The 15,575-nt window shown below is 41.3% G+C and carries 8 protein-coding genes and 1 pseudogene; 5 read left to right on the plus strand and 4 right to left on the minus strand.

The window, feature by feature from the left end:
• The first annotated feature begins 246 nt into the window (after window positions 1-246).
• The 3 genes from GNF10_RS10195 (at window position 247) to GNF10_RS10205 (ending at window position 4,902) form a co-directional block, all read left to right on the plus strand.
• Window positions 247-1,188, plus strand: a complete 942-nt coding sequence (locus GNF10_RS10195; protein ID WP_185586366.1) for an N-acetylmuramoyl-L-alanine amidase — start codon at window positions 247-249, stop codon at window positions 1,186-1,188.
• 265 nt (window positions 1,189-1,453) lie between these two features.
• Entirely contained in the window at window positions 1,454-2,431 is a 978-nt protein-coding gene (locus tag GNF10_RS10200; RefSeq protein ID WP_185586365.1) for an SDR family NAD(P)-dependent oxidoreductase, read from the plus strand.
• A 131-nt stretch (window positions 2,432-2,562) separates the two neighbouring features.
• Window positions 2,563-4,902 (plus strand): cation:proton antiporter, encoded by a 2,340-nt coding sequence (locus tag GNF10_RS10205; protein WP_185586364.1) that lies wholly within the window; start codon window positions 2,563-2,565, stop codon window positions 4,900-4,902.
• Between the two features lie 66 nt (window positions 4,903-4,968).
• Here GNF10_RS10205 and GNF10_RS10210 read toward each other — a convergent pair whose 3' ends face one another.
• The gene (locus GNF10_RS10210; protein WP_185586363.1) at window positions 4,969-5,127 is read right to left on the minus strand and encodes a hypothetical protein; all 159 of its coding nucleotides are present in this window, start codon (window positions 5,125-5,127) and stop codon (window positions 4,969-4,971) included.
• A gap of 162 nt (window positions 5,128-5,289) precedes the next feature.
• Between GNF10_RS10210 and GNF10_RS10215 the strand changes: the two genes are divergently transcribed.
• Window positions 5,290-5,988 (plus strand): PEP-CTERM sorting domain-containing protein, encoded by a 699-nt coding sequence (locus GNF10_RS10215; protein ID WP_185592600.1) that lies wholly within the window; start codon window positions 5,290-5,292, stop codon window positions 5,986-5,988.
• 178 nt (window positions 5,989-6,166) lie between these two features.
• Here GNF10_RS10215 and GNF10_RS10220 read toward each other — a convergent pair whose 3' ends face one another.
• Window positions 6,167-11,719, minus strand: a complete 5,553-nt coding sequence (locus GNF10_RS10220) for an ATP-binding sensor histidine kinase (protein ID WP_185581256.1) — start codon at window positions 11,717-11,719, stop codon at window positions 6,167-6,169.
• Between the two features lie 272 nt (window positions 11,720-11,991).
• On the opposite strand from GNF10_RS10220, the gene GNF10_RS10225 reads away from it, so the two are divergent.
• Complete coding sequence (locus GNF10_RS10225; protein ID WP_185581257.1) at window positions 11,992-13,023, plus strand: molybdopterin-dependent oxidoreductase; 1,032 nt, start codon at window positions 11,992-11,994, stop codon at window positions 13,021-13,023.
• 38 nt (window positions 13,024-13,061) lie between these two features.
• On the opposite strand, the gene GNF10_RS10230 is transcribed toward GNF10_RS10225, so the two are convergent.
• Together GNF10_RS10230 and GNF10_RS10235 are read right to left on the minus strand one after the other, a co-directional pair.
• Window positions 13,062-13,811, minus strand: a complete 750-nt coding sequence (locus tag GNF10_RS10230; protein ID WP_260446092.1) for a hypothetical protein — start codon at window positions 13,809-13,811, stop codon at window positions 13,062-13,064.
• Between the two features lie 1,205 nt (window positions 13,812-15,016).
• Window positions 15,017-15,499: pseudogene (locus GNF10_RS10235) on the minus strand (CHAT domain-containing protein); the annotation flags it as partial.
• Window positions 15,500-15,575 lie beyond the last annotated feature (76 nt).

The following is a 15,575-nucleotide window of genomic DNA, read 5'->3' on the forward strand; positions in this document are numbered from 1 at the left end:
CTTGATTTTGATAAATTATAATGGTTGTGTTTTTGGTGACAACATACCTTGTAATTAAGGTATTTTAACATATAAATTTGCTGTTCAGGTTCGCAGAAAAACTTATTTTGTCTGCTAGCGTATTAATGCTTAAAACAATGCGGACATTGCGAACAAGTACTTCAACAAATTTATTAACAAAACTTTTTCTCTAAAATTTGAAGAGTTTTGAACTAGTGTAAAAATAAGTAATTTGAGGATAAAATCATGAAATTTGGAATTGATAGCGGACACAATTGTCCACCAGACACAGGAGCCAGAGGAATTAAGTTTGAGGATAATTTAACTCTAGATGTAGGTAATAGAGTTATAGCCAAGTTAAGAGCTTTAGGTAATGATGTTGTAGTATGTAGACCGAGTAGTGCTAGTACAGTCCGTGACTCACTCTCAAAAAGATGTTCTACAGCTAATGGAAGTAAAGTAGATATTTACGTCTCAATTCATTTTAATGCTTTTAATAACCAAGCTAATGGTACGGAAGTATTTGCCACTAGTGAGACTGGTAGAAGAATCGCTAAACCTGTATTAGATGAAATTGTCAAGTTGGGATTTTTTAATCGCGGTGTTAAGAGTGGTTCCCACTTGTATGTTCTGAAAAATACAGATATGCCTGCTATCTTGGTAGAATGTTGCTTCATCGATTCGCAAAAGGATATGAATCTTTTTAATCCTGAAGCAATGGCTAATGCGATCGTCAAAGGCTTAACTGGTAAAGTGCCAACTACTCCTGTTAACCCTGTACCAGATGAAGAAGAGAATGTAGATGCTACAATTCTCAGACTGCAAAAATCCTTAAATCGACTCAAAATAACTGATAAAAATGGTAACGCATTAGTAGAAGATGGCTTCACTGGGGCTAACACCAAATCTGCCGTTGAAAAATTTCAGGCTATTGTCGGAGTTCAGCCAACTGGAGTTGCCAACGAAGCTACATGGAATGCCATAAATCTAATTTTGGCAAAACGAATTATCAGACCAAACCATGCTGGTGGTGCAGTTGTTAGATATTTACAATACCGTTTAGGTGTTGAGAATGATGGTGTTTATGGGCCGCAAACAGAAGTTGCAATTAAGAACTTTCAAAAGCAAAATGGTCTAGATGCCGATGGGATTGTTGGGCCTGCTAGCTGGCAGAAATTAATTGGTTAAGTAGGTCGGCGCAATTAAAGGTAACTGGCTAGGGCTGTCATTTGTCCTTCGTCATTTGTCATTAGTGAGGGTTTTAAGCCTATTTGTGTTTTGTAACATACTTGGTTTTTTTCGTGCCAACTTACTTAGGTTGAGTGATAGATATTATTTGTAGTTGTAGATCCTCCTAAATCCCCCTAAGCAAAGGGGGACTTTGAGAGGTTTTGCCTTTTTTAAGGCTGGGGTTCTCCGGCTTTAAATAAATTAACCATAGGGAAAAGCGATCGTGAAACACCTTGAGGGAAGAGTGGCATTAGTAACAGGTGCTACGCGGGGAATTGGTAGGGGAATTGCTATTGGTTTAGCTGAGGCTGGAGCAACTGTATACGTCACGGGACGCAGCCTCAGCAACTCCTCTAGTGATGCGGTTTCAGGAAGTCTTGGTGAAACCCAATCAACTATAGAACAAGCCGGTGGTGCGTGTATTCCCGTCCAAGTAGACCACAGCGATGATGAGCAGGTGCGTTTACTGTTTGAGCGCATCCAAGATGAGCAGGATGGACAACTCGATCTATTGGTGAATAATGCTTACTCAGGAGTTGAGGCAATAAAAAACGCTTTTGGGCAGCCTTTTTGGGATTGTGAACTAAGTCTGTGGGATGCAAGCAACAACGTTGGTCTTCGTAGCCACTATGTTGCGAGTGTTTTTGCTGCGCGAATGATGACCAAACGTAACTCTGGACTAATTTGCACCATTTCCTCGTGGGGCAGTATGTCTTATATCTTTAATACAGCTTATGGTGTGGGAAAAGCAGCTTGCGATCGCCTAGCGGCTGATATGGCTGTTGAATTAAAACCCCATAATGTCGCTTCTGTTTCAATCTGGCCGGGTATTGTTGGGACTGAGCTTTTTTCCCGTTTTGCTTCTGAGATGAATCAAACCGATACTACCGAGCAAAAAAACTCATTTCTTAGCGATCGCTACAACTGGGAAACTCCCTTATTAACTGGACGGGTAATTGCTGCACTTGCTTGTGAATCAAATATAATGCGCCGTACAGGACGTGTGCAGATTGTTGCCGAACTAGCTGATAAATATGGAATTGTCGATGAAAATGGCGATCGTCCCGCATCGCTACGCTCTTTACGTTTTGTGCTACCGGCTGCATTACCTATACTAAGAAACTACTCATGGCTCGTACCCGATATTAAAATGCCGTGGTCACTGTTATTATTGAGTGCCCTTAGCTCACCTAAAATTTAATGGGCATTAGACAGCAGTTAAAAACCTTCTTGCCCCAATTCCCCATACCCAATTCCCAAACAAGCTGTTTGAGATCATAAAACTTTGTATCCTGAATTAATAGGTCTTAATAAATAGTTCTTTTAAAACTGGTGCAAGAAGATTTTAGGCTGATTGTTGATTTAGTTTTAGTTTTGGGCGTTGCAGCCTGTGGTGGATTGTTGGCGGCACTTTTACGGCAACCTGTGCTGCTAGGCTATCTCATCGGCGGGATGATCATTGGGCCCGCCGGACTGGGATTGATTAAAGAAGTTATTCAAGTAGAGACTCTGGCACAGTTTGGTGTCGCCTTTTTATTATTCGCCTTGGGTGTAGAATTTTCCTTTGCGGAACTCAAGAAGGTAAAAGCGATCGCTCTTGGTGGAGGTGGACTCCAGATTGCTTTGACAATTTTGGTAACAGTTGTGGTATCCGGGTTAAGCGGGGCCTGGGGAACCTTACCCGCTAAGGGGATGTTTTTGGGATGTATTCTGTCCTTGTCTTCCACTGCGGTTGTCCTTAAGTGCTTGATGGAACGCAATGAAACAGAAACGCCTCACGGACAGGTGATGTTGGGGATTTTGGTAGTCCAAGACTTGGCACTAGGACTGATGTTAGCAGTTCTACCAGCCCTAAACCAACCAGCAGAAACCATTGGCATCGCCGTGCTAACAGCCCTACTATGGATTGCTTTATTTGCAGCTGGTGCAGTGGCTGCGGGGATGTGGCTGATACCGCCTTTGTTGCGACTGTTAGCCCGTACTGAAAGCCGAGAACTATTTTTATTAGGGGTTGTAGCTTTATGTTTGGGCATTGCCCTGTTGACAGAGCATTTGGGGCTGTCCATTGAAATGGGGGCATTTGTCGCGGGTTTGATGATTTCTGAGGTGGAATACGCCGATCAAACCCTAACTTATGTCGAACCACTGCGAGATATCTTTGCCAGTTTATTTTTTGCCGCCATTGGAATGTTAATTGATCCAGTGTTTTTGTGGAACAACCTGGAATTAATTTTGGGGCTGGTAGCATTAGTTTTCATAGGTAAATTCTTGATTATCACGCCCTTAGTAAAACTATTCCGCTACCCTTTAAAAACAGCCATAATCGCCGGTTTGGGATTGGCGCAAATTGGGGAATTTTCCTTTGTTCTCGCCAGTGAAGGGCAGTCTTTGGGGCTAGTGTCTCGACAGATATACTTATTAATTTTGGGAACCACCGCAGTTACTCTCATGCTGACTCCCTTTGTCTTGCGGTTAGTACCATTTTTATTTAACTTTGCCGAATCAATGCCTTGGTTGAAACCGTACCTAGAAGAACAAGAGGCGCTGGATGTATCAGAAGATTTACCATTCAAAGACCATGTAGTAGTCTGCGGTTATGGGCGAGTTGGCAAAAATTTAGTGAAGTTGTTGCTGCAACACAACATGCCTGTGGTGGTAATCGACCAATCAGAAAGTAGAATTCAGCAGTTGCGTGAGGCTGGAGTGTCTTATGTCTATGGCAATTGCGTGAGTTTACACGTTTTAGAAACCGCCGGAGTGAATCATGCCAAAGGAATGGCGATCGCACTTCCAGACCCGATGAGTACTCGTCTTTGCTTGAAACGCGCCTTGGAATTGCGCCCAGAATTAGATTTAGTTGTCCGTGCTACCCAGGATAAAAATATTGAGGTACTGTATCAATTGGGAGCTAGAGAAGTGGTACAGCCAGAGTTTGAAGCCAGTTTAGAAATGGCAACCTATTTATTAACTGGCTTAGGCTTGTTGTCACCAGCAGTCGTCCAACGGGAAATGCAGCAAATCCGCAACGATCATTATTTAGATTTGCGGCCAGAGCGTTCTGCAACTGAAGTTGCTCGTGATTTGCGCCAAGCCACCCGCGATTTAAATCAGCGCTGGTATCCTCTCCCAGCAGATTCGCCCTTAATCGGTATGAGTATAGAAGAGGCAGATATGCGCTACTTAACAGGAGCGAGTTTGATGGCAATTCGTCGCGCTAACGGCGATGAAATCGATTATCCCAATAATCAAACCAAATTGGAAGATGGCGATCGCTTGCTGGTAGTGGGAGCAGATGAAGAACTGGCAGCTTTGGCAGAATTCGCCAAGGGACAAGCTGCTGTTCCTGGAGAAAATAGTGCTTGCCAGTGGGTTACAGTTAATGCAGATACGCCAACGCTAGGTAAAACCCTTGCAGATTTAGATATCAACAAGCGATTTGGAGTACAGGTACAGGCAATCCGGCGCGATGGTAAATTTATTCGCTATCCTGATGGCGGAATGGATTTGCGAATTAGCGACCAAGTATTATTATGTGGTAGCTTGACAGGCCTGAGTCAACTAGAACAATTATTTGCGATCGCAAATTCACTACCCCTATCTCTTCCAGTATTGAAGGCTGCTCAGGCAGAAGCACTCCAAGAGTTTCTACCTGCGGATAGTGTGACTGATTAACTATTCTGGCGTGAGTCAATCACTGAATTAGATATAAACCAATACTGTATAGCACCAGTTTACCGACTACAGGTAGCGATCGCTGTTTACCAATTTTTCCTCTAATAATTTTTTAGTGTGAAGCGATCGCTTTTCGTTCCTGTCTCCGAAAAAACGAAAAATATCAATGATGCCTGTGGTTATTGCTAGCCTACGTAATGCAGTTTCTTTGACCCCATTACTCATGCTCATTTCTGGAAAACAAAAAATTTATCTGATCGCTAAACATTAGTATATATTTTCTTTTTATCTGTATAATTAACATTTTTTTATTATAAAAATAAAAATATAATAATCATGTATTATTTTAAATAACATAATTCGCCTCAAATAATTATAATTAAAAAAATGAGAAAAATAACAATTGCCACCTTTGGAGCTATTTCAATTTTAGGTATAGGAAGTATTTTCCCAGAATTAGCAAATGCAACTGCTGTAGGAATTTCTTCCTATGATGTTACTAATACACAACTGTCAGGATTTGGTTCTTGGAGCCATAATTATAATGGAATAATTAACAGTAACAGCAATGGAACCTATAACTACTCTGATGGCTCTGGAACACTAAATGATAGTTTTATAGGAACTGATGTAATTAACACTCATCTTTTTTTAAAGTCAGATAACTCGACAATTACTACTTTCCTTGACCAAAAATCAGCAATTGCAAACATCAAGTTATTTTCATTTGGCCCTACTGAAAATGGTATTCCTGGCAACATTGACACTGTAAATATAACAATCAATGGAATAACTGAGAACTTTTCTACTATAGGGTTTGAGCCAGAAGGAATACCTCCTAATAATGTTAATGGACTAGTTAATGAACTAATTGATTTTTCTAATTCAATATTTGCAAACGTTGTAACTGATAAAGTAACCTTCTCCAATTTTCAGACAAGTGGTAACTTCCCAGAGTATTACAGCATTTCAGAAATTGTTTTTGAGCAAACTGCTACTTCTGTCCCTGAACCTATTAGTATGGGAGGCATAGCTGTTGCTGGTGCAATGGGATTGTGGATGAAACGCAAAAAGAAGGCATTTTAAACGGGGGCATCCCAATTTGGAAAAAATATACGGCTCTAATTTTACATCCTCTCACCGCTATATCAGTTACTCTTGATATAGCGGGGGATTCCAAAGAGCGATCTTTGGATTTCCTCTCTGGCTAGTGTAGTGAAGCGGAACTGCGACAGTTACCACACCAAAAACTTTACCAAAATACTCAATGTAAAGGGATAGAAAGAGAAAACTCCGCTCCTTTTCCCGGTTCGGATATTACACTTATTCGTCCCCGATGTTTTTCTACAATCGAGTGGCTAATTGATAATCCTAAACCTGTTCCTGTGCCTATAGGTTTTGTTGTAAAAAATGGGTCAAATAGGCGCTGTTTCACCTCGTCAGACATCCCAGATCCATTATCTGCAATTTGAATAGTTACTGTATCAGGATCAGTCATTTTTGTACGAATTTGGATAGTGGGAATTTTTGTTTGTCTATCTTCATTTGTGAACGATGAATCCAAGGCATCAATAGCATTGTTCAGAATATTCATGAATACTTGATTGATCTGACTGGCGTAGCAACTAACTTCTGGCAACTGTCCATATTCCTTAATCACATCGATTCCGGGGCGGTGTGCTTTCTCTTCTAGACGGTGGTGTAAAATTAACAGGGTGCTGTCAATGCCTTCATGAAGATTGACACTTTTCATTTCAGCTTCATCCAAACGCGAGAAATTGCGGAGAGAAAGGACAATTTGACGAATGCGATCTGCCCCCACTTTCATTGATTGCAGCAATTTTTGTAAGTCTGGTTTGAGAAAGTTTAAATCTATTGCCTCTAGTTCTTGTTGAATCTCAGGAAACGGTTGAGGATAATAGTGCTGATAACGCTCAACCAGATGCAGCAAATCTTGGCAATACTCATTGGTATAGGTGAGGTTGCCATAGATAAAGTTAATCGGGTTGTTAATTTCATGGGCAACACCTGCGACCATTTGTCCCAATGAAGACATTTTTTCAGTTTGAATCAGTTGGCTTTGAGTGTGTTGCAGTTCCTCTAAAGTTTCCGAGAGATGCTGATTTTTATCATTCAACTCCAGAGTTCTCTGCTCCACCTTTTGCTCTAAAGTATGGTTGTAATCTTCTAATTGAGCTTTTGCTACAGCTAGATTGTTATACAACATGGCATTTTGCAGCGAGATGGCAGCTTGTGCTGTGAGCAACCGCAAAACCTCAAGACGGTTTTGGGTAAAGGCTCCAGTTGTCAAACTGTTTTCTAAGTATAGGATGCCAATTAGCTGGCCACGATTGTGAATAGGCGTACATAGCAAGCTTTTGGGTTGCCATAGAATGATGTAGGGATCGTTGGCGAAGGTAGTTTCCTTGCGGGCATCATCTAACACTAGGGTTTCAGTGGTGCGCGAGACATAATTCACAACTGCTTTGGGAACATCCTGACTGGCTGAAAGAGGGAGGGAGTGTAGGTTTATGATCCCCAAGTTTTCATCAGTAGGCGTAGGGTATGGCAGAAATTGCTCTTCTTCAAAGATCGCTTGGCTAGTTTTTTGAGCCACAACAACCCAATTATCCTCTTGAAGCAGTAGAAGGACTGATTTGTCAGCCCCGGCATTTTCGATTACAACCTGCATTAGGGTTGTCAACAGCTTTTCTAACTCAATTTCTCCAGCCAGTGTATGAGAGGCTTTCATCACCGTTGCTAAATCTAATGCTTCAGTCCCAGTGGAACTACTTTGGTTGAATCCGATTGTAGTGGTGAGGGTTGAAGAAGTCGTTTCATCCTGCTGAAACACCTTCAGCAATAATTGAGAATATTGGCGTTCCAACTGGTTAACTTTGGCGATCGCTCCCCAGCTAAGGTAAGTGTAATAGGCATTTTCTAGGTAAATTTGCGCGATCGCTTCTTTGTTCCATTCTAAATAAAATCGGGCAGCCAGTTCATTGGCAAGGGCTTCTTCCTGAATATATCTATTGGCTTTTGCTTCTACGATCGCGCGATCGTAATGATCCACTGCCTGGGCCATCTGTCCCAACACTCGGCACTCTTCGGCTTTCACTAGTTCAAATTTGTGCAAATAATTCATCGGTGCGTGGTGCGCCCATGTCTGCATTTTTTCCTGGTTTTCTGTAACCCTTTCTAGTAATGTTTCTTGGCGAGAGGCTATAGCTGTGCGATACTCTGCTAAAGCTGTCAGGGAATCATAAAAATAAAACATCGGCACAGTAGCATAGCCTGTTCCCGCAACTAGATATTCTCTGGCTTGAGCGGCTGTTTCCACTGCTTGAGAAAGGTTTTCAAACAGATAACAGAGAATCAATTTGTGGAGAAAGAAATAGTGAAGCCCTGTTAATTCATTGGCTTGAACCAGTTGATTCACAAATTCGGCTTCGTTGAGTACCTCGCCTGTGATAATACAGGGATTCTCAGCTTTGCCAAGCAGATTCAAAACTGTTTGCCAGAAGATACGACAATAGTTTAAAGTCGTGCCTTGCTTAAAATTTTCTAAAACATGACAGTAAGCCCGGATGTCTTCCTCTAACGAGTTCAATTCTCGACCGAGGAAATAGGAATATTGGCAGATATCTTTGGTATTGAAGCCTACATAGTATACATTTCCAGTTTCTAGAGCAATCTTGTAACCATCCAGCATTAACTGCAAAGATTTTTGCAGTGGAGACTTCAAATAGGTGATGAAAGCACCTACAACATAAAATACTGTGGGTTTGATGTCGCTAATATTAAATTTCTCAGTTAGTGCCAAGGCAAGATTGCCAACTCGATCGGCTGTTTCAATATCCTGAAGAATTCCGCTCAACAGAATGCCATAACAGCCATAACAAAAGGCAGAAAATGGAGCATTGCCATACTCAATAGATGCTTGGACTTGAGACAAAACCAGTAGTGGAAACAGATTAGGATCGGCAATGTAAACGGCTGGAGCAACGTTTGCCACAATTCGGGTGACAGCTAGCTTCTCTGCGGCTACCATCACAGGTAAGTCAAGTAATTCTGCAATATCACGACCGTTTATCAGATTAGCAGTTTCTTGCAGGGCTTGCTGAATGTCTTGCGGGGTGGGTGTTTCTGGGAAAACCACGCCAAATTTACTCATTCCCTGAAGCGCGATCGCGATCGCACCCAGCACATCATTTTTAGCTGTATACGCCTGGATTTTGGTTTCGTAAATGCCGACTTGATCCAGTGGAGTTTTGGCTTGCTGGATGACTGTTTGAGTCAATTGCTCCATCTGTTCATACGCGCCACTAAGATAAGCAGCATCGGCGGCTGATTCGTGCAATGCCAGAGTTAATTCATACTGACTTTGCCAACAGTCACTTCTCAATAAACGAATCCCAGTAGTTAAATACTCAATTGCTACCTGGTAAGCTGTGGAAGACTTGGCTTTTTTCCCTGCTAGTAAGTTGAGTTGTGCCAGTCGATCGCGATCGGTTTGAGATGCGATCAGTTCTATGCCAATATTCAATTGATTGACAATTTCAAAAATCAGCAATTCTTGCTCAGTTTCCGGGGTATTGCTCAATAGCAATTTACCAATCTTTAGGTGAGTTGCTGGTTTCTGATCGTCTGGAATTAGTGAATAAGCGGCTTGTTGAATGCGATCGTGGAAAAATTTGTAGGTAATAATTATTGGTGTGTTGTCATTTGTCAAATCATCCATGACAACAGACTCATCCTGAAAAAATGTATACCCTTCCCCACTGGGTAAGATCAATTCATCCTTGAGGGCTGGCCACAAATCTGCTGCGGTTTGGACTGGAGATTTTTCATAGACAACTGATAGGGTTTCTAAATCAAACTGATTGCCGACACAAGCAGCCAGTTTGAGAACATCCTGAGTCTGCTGTGGTAATTTGTGGAGTTGCACCGCCACAAACTCGACAATATCTTCTGTAAAAGACAGCGCCCGGATTTGAACCAGATTGCACTGCCAATCTCCCGTTCTGCTGGCAAAGGCGATTAACCCATCTTCATACAGCGACTTGAGAAACTGGTTAGTGAAAAATGGATTACCTTTAGTTCTTTGATACACCAAATTGGCGATCGCAGTTGCTTGTTCTGTTGAATATTTGAGGGTATCTGCAATCAGTTGATTTAGGTCTGTTTCGGTAAGGGCAGAAAGAACAATACTACTAACTGTAATCGCCTCTTGACGCATTTCCTCAATGGTCAACATCAGGGGATGGGCTGAGGAAACCTCATTATCCCGATATGCTCCAATCACTAATAAATAAGAGTTGCTGGCTTCACTCATCAACAGATGCATCAGTTTTAAAGAAGCTGAGTCCGCCCACTGCAAATCATCAAGGAAAATAACTAGGGGATGTTCTTGGGTTGTAAATACTTGAATGAATTTCTGAAACAGCAAATTGAAGCGGCTTTGAACCGCAGTACTCGATAATCTTGGAAGTGAGGGCTGTTTTCCAATGATTCGTTCGAGTTCTGGAATCACCTCAATAATTACTTGACCACTTTCACCCAAGGTAGATAAAATTTGAGTCTTCCACTGGTCAATTTGAGCATCACTCTCTGTCAGCAGTTGTGCCATTAAGTCCCGAAACGCTTGCACCAAAGCAAAAAAGGGAATATTCCGATTAAATTGATCGAATTTGCCCTTAATAAAGTATCCGCGCTGACGGGTGATTGGTTTGTGAACTTCGTTGACAATTGCTGTTTTCCCAATACCAGAGGAACCTGCCACCAGCATCATTTCAGAAGTTCCCTGGCGCACTCGTTCAAAGGTTGCTAGCAGCATGGCCACTTCTACTTCCCGCCCATAGAGTTTTTCGGGAATCGCGAAGCGATCGCAAACGTCCCTGTGCCCTAGCTGAAATGGGATAATATTTCCACTGGACTGCAATTGCTCCAAACAAATTTGCAGATCCTGCTTTAGCCCTAATGCACTCTGATAGCGGTCTTCAGCATTCTTCGCCATCAGTTTCATAACGATATCACAGAGAATTTGGGGAATCTCTCGTCTATCATTTAAAAGTGGTGGTTGTTTTGCTATGTGACAATGCACCAATTCCATCAAATCATCCGATTGAAATGGCAATTGCCCAGTTAAGAGTTCATAGAAAGTGACTCCGAGAGAATAGAAGTCAGTGCGATAATCAATCCCCCGATTCATTCGCCCGGTTTGTTCAGGAGAGAGATAGGCGAGAGTTCCTTCTAAAACAGTCGGGCTAGTTGAAAGTTGGTTAACTCTCGGCAGCAGTGAAGCAATGCTAAAGTCAATAAGTTTGACCTGCTTTGTGGTCGGATTTATCAGGATATTGGCGGGTTTGATATCCTTGTGGATAATTTCGTGATGGTAGAGATCAGCCAGAATATCGGCAAGTGCGATCGCAATCTGTAAAAACTCAGTCAAAAAATAAGGATGCAGAGATGAGGAATTTTCTTGATTTCCTGTCTCACCAAGTCCTTTCCTTCTAAAAGCAGTGTACTCTTTCAAAGAAATTCCGCCAAAGTCTTCTAAAATCAGGACGGGTCGATTTTGACAACTTTCCAGACTATAGATCCGAACAACCCCAGGAACATTTAAGATTTTTGTAATTGAGTACTGATTCCTGAATTGAGCCAACTCAACCAGACTGGGATAAGAATTTTTCAGAAGTTTGATCACAACAGGAGTTTGATCGGCTTCTCGCCAACCTCGGTAAACCAGGGTGCGAGTGCTGGTGTAAATTCTTTCACCAATCCCATAACCGGGAACATCAACTCGATTTTCTACCATAAAACTTGCGACTGGATAACCTGAGTTCAGTTTTCCCCAATTAACTCGAAGTATCACAATTCATGATGTAATTTTCTGAAGGTAAAAAATTGAGAAACCCGGTTTATTTTGCTCAATCCGGTATAGTTAAATACTATTCATCTCAGGGCGATACCCTGTAGGTTCGCCTTTGGCATTCTTGCAGAGTAACCGCTTTACGTCTACTGCGTGTATTTTTGTGCAACTACTATTATAAAAAATGTTTGAAAAATCGTTAATGGCAGGTTGCTTAAATGAATGAGTTCGATCAAACTTTAGAAGATCAGAGCATGAGCTATGTGGGAATGATTGCAAAATTTCCACTGGGTGTTCACGATCTCAAGTCTTTTATTACTCCTGAAAACCATCTATTCGTTCTCAGCCATCTGGGAATCCCAGCCATTGACATTGAGCAATGGAAGTTGAAAATTTCGGGATTAGTAGAGCAAAGTCTTGAGTTGTCATATCAGAATTTGCTGAGTCTTGAATATCGTGAATTAACTATTTTCCACCAATGTTCAGGCAATCCGCTTCAACCCAAAGTTCCGACAAGACTCATTAGTAATGTGACATGGGGTGGAATTTCGCTCAGAGCAATTCTTAATCAATTGCAAGTAAAACCTGAAGCTCGTTATGTCTGGTTTGTCGGAACTGATCGCGGTGTTTATGAGGGAGTTGCTAGCGATTCATATATAAAAGATATTCCGATCGAAAAAGCATTGGATAATGATGTGCTGCTGGCGTACAAGCTGAACGGTGAGTTTCTGTCAGCAGAGCGGGGTTTTCCTTTGCGCCTGGTGGTTCCAGGCTACTATGGCACGAACTTTGTAAAGTGGCTTTCACATATTTATGTCACAGATCAGCGATCGCCAGGGCCATTTACAACAACTTTCTATAACGATCGAGTCGGAGGCGATGATACGACTTTAAAACCCGTTTGGGAAGTTGCACCGGAGTCTGTAATTGTTCATCCTTCTCAAAATGAAGTATTATACCTTCAACCTCAAACACATTGGGGTTGGGCCTGGGCATCCAAGGGTATCCAGTCGGTGGATGTTAGTACAGATGGTGGTATCACCTGGCAAGCTGCCGAAGTTGAAGCACGGTTGCAATATGCTTGGCAACGATTCACGTTTCAATGGACTCCACCAACATCAGGACAATATAGTTTGATGAGTAGAGCCACTGACAATGATGGAGCAATTCAACCAATTCAGCAAGAGCGCAATGCTGTTTATACAGTAGTTGTCACTGTTAAACAAAGAAACGACGATAAAAGGCTTTGACTCTTTTATCGTCGCCGAATGAAAATTGAGCAGATAGCTTAGGCAGATGCTACTGTTTGCTCTGGTTCGTACACTTTAGAAAATGGTTCTTGATAAGAATGAGCCTTAATATAAACTAAAAACTCATTGATCAAGTCTGTGAAATATACAAACGCCACATCAATTAATTCAAGTGCTTGTTGACGAATTTCTTCCGACACCTCAATTTCTTTCATTATTTGCAAAGAAGAGGGAGTATGAAGAGTGTGGGTATTTTCTATATGGTTATGACGCATACCAAAGTAACGGAACTCTGTTTGAGTCATTTCTTGTAGTTGCAAAGCCGCAGACATGGTTGAACGGAAAAAAACATTCGCCGTCACCTCGGATACCTCAATGGCAACCAATCTGATGATAGGATCTGCTCCCCGAGTATACCGCTCAAAGATAGGAAACATCGAACGCGAAACCTTGGTATGATCGCTCCAAAGGAATCGCACCGCATCACTAAACCGCATAGGATAGTCAATCCCCATCTTTTCCATGTCTTCTAGTAACCATTGCCAGTGAAAATGTTCTTCGTGCGTGTGCAGATTTACCATCTCTTGAATGTAATTAGTCGTTGGTTCATCTCTAAGAACTCGTTTGCATAACTCACTGAACTCCAGTGCCAGTGGAGCAATCACAGGTGCAAATGCCAGTCTCTGGCGTGGATCAATGGACTCGTCTTTCATATACTCAAAGAACGGTAACTTGGCATATTCCTGGTTCTTCTGCTCAATCAACTCAAGAATTGATTTCATTTTCATTTTCATATTCCTAACGATAGACAAATGGGTTTGTAACCGACTTGGTTATCCAGTCAGCTATAGCACTACTCAGGCAAAAGCCTGAGAGAGTGCTTATTGAGAAAGTGAGAAAATTTGTTAGCTTAAGATGCTGCCACAGCGATTGTAATCGCTATCAAAATAAACAATATACCTCATAAACTATGGCAGAAAATATTCTGATAACTCTCCTCACATTTGTGTAAATAGCTAACAGAGACTCAAACTAAACTATGTTTTGATGGCGCAATAAAGTACATACAAAAGTACTGTTACTTTTACCACCCTTGGGTAAGATCGTAACTTTAAAGATTAGTCATTAAAAACCGTAAAATTACGACTTAAATAAATTATTTCTTTGAATTTTATTATTCCAAGCTGCTGCAATGTCAGTAGTTAATTTTAAGAGAATGTTTTTATAGCTGGACTTATTGAAGTAAAGATGGAAATTATTACTGTAAAGTTTTAAGTATATAAATTTACTTTAAATATCTGTAAAAAAAAGAATGCCAGTAATGCTGTAATCACCAGTATAACCTTATGGAAAGTTTCACAGTATAAATATATTTCTGTGGTGAATTAGGTGATTGTGACAATAATAAATGTATGCGATGGTGTGTCGCAACAGATAATTATTAAAATTCCCTTATTTTTGAGCTAATGTGATACATACTTGCCAAAGTTGTAGTATTTCTCATACCTTCATGAGCTTTTGAAATAAGTCAGTAAATCATGTGCAAGTAATGTATCAGTAGCATTTTTCCAATACCGCTATTTGCTCCTGTCACCACAACAATTTGATTAGTGAATTGACCGATCATTTTTTAAACCTCATCTATGTTGAAACATAGAGTTTTTTTAAAGATATATTGATGTAGGTTGGGTGGAGTGAAACGCAACCCAACATTACCACCAAATTTTATGTTGGGTTATGCTAACGCTGCACCCAACCTACAAAACTACTGAAATCACTTGCGTAGGTAGGCAAGAGGATTTCAGAAGATTAAGGTGTACCGAATTTTTTTCAAAAATCAAATATGAGTCCTATATGATGCGATACTGGGCTTTGCATTTTTAACTCGGAATTGGGCTTGGGGAAAAGGTTAAAGGGTAAAGGGGAAAGGTTTTTTCTTTTCCCTTTACCCTTTACCCCTTAACTGACAAGTATTGATGCCCAAGTGCCCAAATTACAACCAATTGCCAATCAACACATAGGCAGACCAAAAGCTTGGTGCTTTGTAATTAGGGTGTTGCAACAGTTGTAGCTGGGCACGGTGGACAGCTTTGGCTTTGGTGATTTTGCCACTCTTGAGTTCTTGATAGAAGGCACTAACAAACATTGCCGTTGATTCATCATCAATCTGCCACAGTGAGGCGATGGTACTGCGTGCGCCAGCCCGGACAGCTGCTCCTGCAAGACCAAGTGCTGCACGGCTGTCTCCTGTTGCTGTCTGGCAAGCACTCAAAACTAGTAACTCTACTATAGTTTTACCCTGACTGCGAAAAAGAGTATCAAAATCTTTGACATTGATCTGACCATCGAAATCCAAAATAAAAGTATCTTCAAGGCGGGAACTAAACTGACCATGAGTTGCTAAATGCACTATGTTGAATGAAGCAGCATTAATTTCACCCTCTAAATTCTTTTTCTTAAAATCTCCATCTAATAACTCCCGGTTCGCCCATTTTTTCGGGAGTTAGAAGAAATGCTACTCAGGAGTAAAAGATTGACCACCAAGTTGAGTG

It is taken from the genome of Nostoc sp. UCD121 (assembly GCF_014222285.1).
In the GTDB taxonomy this organism is placed as follows: Bacteria; Cyanobacteriota; Cyanobacteriia; order Cyanobacteriales; family Nostocaceae; genus Nostoc.

What these genes read in the sequence shown, in the direction of transcription:
- GNF10_RS10230 (WP_260446092.1), bottom strand. Translation starts at nt 13,811, where the DNA reads ATGAAAATGAAATCAATTCTTGAGTTGATTGAGCAGAAGAACCAGGAA.
- GNF10_RS10225 (WP_185581257.1), top strand. Translation starts at nt 11,992, where the DNA reads ATGAATGAGTTCGATCAAACTTTAGAAGATCAGAGCATGAGCTATGTG.
- GNF10_RS10195 (WP_185586366.1), top strand. Translation starts at nt 247, where the DNA reads ATGAAATTTGGAATTGATAGCGGACACAATTGTCCACCAGACACAGGA.
- GNF10_RS10210 (WP_185586363.1), bottom strand. Translation starts at nt 5,127, where the DNA reads ATGAGTAATGGGGTCAAAGAAACTGCATTACGTAGGCTAGCAATAACC.
- GNF10_RS10220 (WP_185581256.1), bottom strand. Translation starts at nt 11,719, where the DNA reads ATGGTAGAAAATCGAGTTGATGTTCCCGGTTATGGGATTGGTGAAAGA.
- GNF10_RS10215 (WP_185592600.1), top strand. Translation starts at nt 5,290, where the DNA reads ATGAGAAAAATAACAATTGCCACCTTTGGAGCTATTTCAATTTTAGGT.